The sequence below is a fragment of the Microbacterium sp. genome, assembly GCF_032084865.1.
Lineage (GTDB): Bacteria > Actinomycetota > Actinomycetes > Actinomycetales > Microbacteriaceae > Microbacterium.
In genome coordinates, this window is record NZ_DAMDLU010000173.1 from 249 (window position 1) to 5052 (window position 4804).

Consider the following 4804-nt stretch of genomic DNA (forward strand, 5'->3'; position numbering starts at 1 on the left):
GCTGGCGCGCGACGGGGCGACGGGGCGCGGGTCGAGAAAGTCCCGCAGCCGGGCCGCGTCCACCGTCCCGACCGAGTGCGCGGCGATATCGGCGACCTCGTAGCGCTTCACATGACCGTCGATGATTCGCTGGGAAGGCGGAGCGATGATGTAGCCGCCGTCGCCCCGGAAATCGACGCCCACGTCAGCTGCCTGCCACGACCGCTGCTCCCTGCCTTGTGTCGCCGGGAAGTACACGTGCGCGCCACCGGTGGGTGTGCGCACCAGCAGACCCGCTCCATCGACGAGCCCCGCCTCGGAGGCGCGCTCGAATGCCGCGCGGCCATCGTGGGGGCCATGGACATCGACATCGGCGACGACAACGCCCGATGCAGCGCCCGTCGGGATGCCGATGTTCGCGTCCGGTGTGCGCGACCACCACGCCGCGACCTGTTCCGGGTCGCTGCTCGCATCGAGGAACCCACGACGGGTGAGCGGACGCTTCCCCTCGACCAGACACGGGAACACGGGCACGCGGGCCGCCGCGAGGGCGCCCGCCGCGAACGCCAGGCTTGGCGCGCGATCCACACGGATGAGCGCCGCCAGGACATCGAATGCTTCAGGCATCACAGCCCTCGCCCTGCCAGCGCTGGCACCGGCGCAACACGCGGACGATCCGCCTCCACCCCATGCGCAGCCGCACGGGAAGTTCGCGGACTGGGGGTGTCGCGTTCGAGGCCGGGCGGGGTGCCGTCGCCGCCCTGGAGCGTGTCGAGCTGGTCGAGGATCGCCAGCGCGGTCTTCCGCACCCGCTCGCCGGTGCCCTGCACCACCTGGGCGGGCTCTTGACCGTCCACGCGGGTGGCCCAGGTCGAGACGTACGGGATCGTGTACCCGGCGGTGTCCATGCCGTGCGCGGCGCCAATCATCAGCGCGACGGACTCGGCTTCGACCTCGCGGATGCCGCGATGCTGCCGCGCCTCTTCGTCGTCGGGATCGTGCATCAGCACGTGCGCCAGCTCGTGCGCGAGGGTCTTGACCTTCGCGGCAGGGTCCATGTTCTCCCTCACGGCAACCGTGCGCGCCTCGAAGTCGGTCATGCCGTTCGCGCCGGAGATCATCCCCTCGTGCGGCACCCGCAGCACCTCGAACCCCGCGCCGCGAATCTGCCCGGCCAGCCCCTCCCACAGCCCCGTCGGTGCTTCGCCTTCCAGCAGCGTCGGAGCGGGCGGCACCGGCAGCGGCTCGCCGTCGGTCTGGGAGGCATCCCACACGTAGGCCGGCCTGGCCCCGACCATCCGCGAGCGCACCACCTCGCCGGCCTTCGGCTTCTCCCTCGGTCCGAGCCGTCGCCACGATCCCGCATCGGCAGGGGTCGCGGTAGCGAACCGGCCCGTTACGGGCGCGAAGATCATGTACCCCGGCTGGCCCTTCATTGCCTGCCGCCCGAGCCCTTGCCACTGCCGGTATCCGGCGACCAGGGTGGGGAAGGGTTCTGGCACTCGGCCCGCCTCGTAGGCGGCTTCGTGCTGCACCCAGATCAGCATCGTGTTGTTGAACGACCGCGACCGGAACCGTGCCGCGAACGCGAGCGCCTGCCGCCAATCGTCACCCGAGACCAGCGACTCGACCGCTCCGGTCAGCTTCTCGTGCAGCTCGTCGAGCTTCGCCTCTCGCGCCGCGCGGGCGTCCTCGTTCGATGCCATGCTCCGGCCTCCTCTTCGGCGGGCCGCGACGCGGCTGCGCGCGGCGGTACACCTGGCAGGTAGGCGCGAACACCCGCGCCCGAACCGTGAGCTGGACATCGTTCACCTCCTTGAGGCAGCCCGAGCCGAGGCCGGGACGCCTGCATTGAGCATGCTCAAAATCCCCCGGAGTCCTGTTCTAACATCGATCGTTGAGCATGCGCAAGCCTTGATTTGTGCATGCTCAACGAGTACGGTTGAGCATGCACAACCACCCTCCGGGTGGCCTACATCGATGCCTTGCCCGTCGCGAAGGGAAGGGGGTCAGCCACCATGACCGAAGACGAGAGCCAGGCTGCGGCCGAAGACCTCGCCAAACGTCTGCGGCTCCTGATGGATGTCGCCGTCGCCGAGTCCGGCACGGAGCCGACCTACTCGCAGATCGCCGGCTACCTCCAAGAACGAGGCACCAACCTGTCGCGGTCGCGCTGGACGTACATGGTCAACGGCCACCGCTACGTCCAAGACCCCGCCGTCTTCGAAGGGCTCGCGGAGTTCTTCGACGTGGACGCCGCGTTCCTGCTCGGCGAGGACGGTGCTGCCACTCCCGAGAAGGTCTCTGCGCAGCTCGACCTGGTTCGGTCCATGCGTGCCGCGAAGGTGAAGTCCTACGCTGCCCGCACCCTCGGCGATATCTCGCCGAAAGCACTCCACGCCATCACCAAGTTCCTGGACGAGGAAATGACACACATGCCCGAGCACTGACCGGTACCGCGCGACGGAGCCGCCACCGGTCCCTGCTCCCTACAGAGAAGGGGCGAACCGTGAACATCGAACAGACCGTATCGGCGGCCGTCGCGGGCCTTGAGCTCGGCAACACTTTCGCCCTTGACGATCTCCTCCACACCGTCCAAGACCGGCGCCACCGTAGGCTCCGCGTCGTCGAACTCGCCGGCCTCGACACCCACGATGGCCTCTGCGCGCTCTGGCTCTCCACCGATGCCGAAGACGTCGTGCTTCACGCGCGCAGCGACTCCGCGCTGCATCGCCAGCAGTTCGTGCTCCACGAGCTCGCCCACATGATCCTTGGCCACGGCGAAGGCGACGACTGTGCAGTCGGGGAGGCACTGCTGCCCAACATCCCGCCGTACACCAGAGGTCGCCTGCTCAGGCGGCAAGACCTCGACAGCGAAACCGAGATCGCCGCCGAGTTCCTCGCCGACCGGCTCGCCGCCGGCATCCGAGGATCGGTGTTCGCAGAGTCCAGATACTCGGAGATATTCGGATGATCCAGACGCTCGTCGCAACGCTCATGTGGGCGCTCGTGGCGAGCCTGCTCATCTTCCGACGCAAACGCACCGACCGAAGCATCACCTACGCCGCCCTCACCATTGCCATCGCGATGACGCTCAACGTGGATGCCGCCTACAGCGCCGTCGATCGACTGCTCGGTGGCACCAACCTCGCCACCCTGATCGCGGACGCGCTCCTGATGACCGGGCTGTTCTTCCTCGGCCGCGGCGTCATGAAGACCGGCGAGTACCGGCCCAGGCTCGTCCGAGCCGCCGTCAGCATCCCCGTCCTGCTCGTAGCGCTGCTCGCGGTTACCGCATCGTTCCTGCTCATCGACCGCGGCACCACTACCACACGATTTATGATCGACCTCGGCGCACAGCCAGCGGCGGCGGTCTACTCGATCATCAACTTCACCTACTGCCTCGTCATTGTCGTGGCGATGCTCGTCCTCGCCATAAGGCAGTACCGGCACAGCACGGGCATCCAGCACCTCCCCGCGGCACTGTTGAGCCTGGGCTCGGCGTTCGGCGTCGCGCTCTGCCTCGCCGTGATCGTCATGGACATTGGTCACGCCACCGGCCACCTCGACCTCATGCACACTATCCAGTCCGCCTACGATCCGCTCTCCGTCCTGACCTTCGTGTTCCTCTGTGCCGGGTTCGCGATCCAGCCTGCCGTCCGTCGCGCTCAGCACCACGCCCGGCAGAGGCAGACCGTCGCCCTCACAGCGCAGCTCGAGTCGCTTTGGCACCAGGCGACGCGCGCACGGCCTGGGCTGAGCCAGGCCGACCCCCTCGCCGCCAGTAGCGAAGACCCCGAAGGGCACCTCCACCGAGTGATCGTCGAAATCCGCGACGCGATGATCGACCCCCGCGTCACCTTCGACATCAGCACCGACGACCGCGACCTGCTCGAACGCGCCGAGAGCCACCTCGTCGGAAGCGACAGCGCCCTCGCGGCGACCTCGCCCGTTCCCTACGTCGAGGAGCGGGAGTCGTGATAGGCCGCATCGCTCTCGGCGCTGGGGCCGCGGCGGCAGCGGCTGCCGGGGTCGGCTGGGCCATCGCGCGGCGGCTCACCGCACCCGTCGGCCCACGAATATCCGACCTCACCGTTCGAGGCGTCGAGCACGCCGACGACGGCGACCTGATCGTGCTCGACCGCACCGACCAGGCCACCGCGCCAGGCATCTACAATCTCTGGTTCGAGCACGGCGGCTGGGCGCAGCTCTCCACAGATACCGTCGATCGCGGACCCACCCGCGTCGCTCGCAGGATCACGGGCACCACATCGGGATTCACTCCGAAGACCGGCGATTGCGCCTCCTGGAGCGGCATCTACTACGCCACCCCAGCCGACGCCGGACTCCACGCACGCGACATCACCATCACGACCCCCGCAGGACCATGCCCGGCCTGGCGCATCGACGGCGACCCCGCGACCTGGGCCATCCACATCCACGGCCTCGGCAGCACCCGCGCCGGCACCCTCCGCGGCGTCCTCGCCGCAACCGAGCTCGGCTACACATCCCTGGTCGTGAGCTATCGCAACACCGACGAAGGGCCACGAGTTGGCACCGGCCGGACGACCCTCGGCTACGCCGAGACGAGCGACGTTGACGAGACCATCGGATACGCCGTCCGGCGCGGAGCGCAGCAGATTGTCCTGTTCGGCTGGTCGATGGGGGCCGCTGTCGCTCTCCAACTCGCCGACCACCCGCGACATCAGGGACTGATCGCCGCGCTCATACTCGACTCCCCAGTCCTCAACTGGACCGAAGTCATCAAGACCAACTGCGCCCGCAGCGGATGGCCTGCAGCAGCCGGGCACCTCGCGATCCCGTG

The 4804-nt window shown here is 68.5% G+C and carries 6 protein-coding genes; 4 read left to right on the top strand and 2 right to left on the bottom strand.

Annotated elements, in window-relative coordinates; all coding sequences use genetic code 11:
* Together RT309_RS13645 and RT309_RS13650 are read right to left on the bottom strand one after the other, a co-directional pair.
* Positions 1-606, bottom strand: a 606-nt coding sequence (locus tag RT309_RS13645) for a bifunctional DNA primase/polymerase (protein ID WP_313357899.1), incomplete at its 3' end; no start/stop codon positions are given.
* Positions 606-1685: an ImmA/IrrE family metallo-endopeptidase gene (locus RT309_RS13650; protein WP_313357901.1), complete on the bottom strand. Its 1080-nt coding sequence runs from the start codon at positions 1683-1685 to the stop codon at positions 606-608. The genes RT309_RS13650 and RT309_RS13645, both read right to left, overlap by 1 nt.
* Positions 1686-1946: 261 nt before the next feature.
* On the opposite strand from RT309_RS13650, the gene RT309_RS13655 reads away from it, so the two are divergent.
* The 4 genes from RT309_RS13655 to RT309_RS13670 form a co-directional block, all read left to right on the top strand.
* Positions 1947-2429: a hypothetical protein gene (locus tag RT309_RS13655; RefSeq protein ID WP_313357903.1), complete on the top strand. Its 483-nt coding sequence runs from the start codon at positions 1947-1949 to the stop codon at positions 2427-2429.
* 59 nt (positions 2430-2488) lie between these two features.
* The gene (locus tag RT309_RS13660; RefSeq protein ID WP_313357905.1) at positions 2489-2953 is read left to right on the top strand and encodes a hypothetical protein; all 465 of its coding nucleotides are present in this window, start codon (positions 2489-2491) and stop codon (positions 2951-2953) included.
* Positions 2950-3960, top strand: coding sequence for an MAB_1171c family putative transporter (locus tag RT309_RS13665; protein WP_313357907.1), 1011 nt, complete (start codon positions 2950-2952; stop codon positions 3958-3960). Before RT309_RS13660 ends, RT309_RS13665 begins: the two co-directional genes overlap by 4 nt.
* Positions 3957-4804 (top strand): alpha/beta hydrolase (locus tag RT309_RS13670; RefSeq protein ID WP_313357908.1); only part of this gene is annotated, 848 nt, incomplete at its 3' end. The genes RT309_RS13665 and RT309_RS13670, both read left to right, overlap by 4 nt.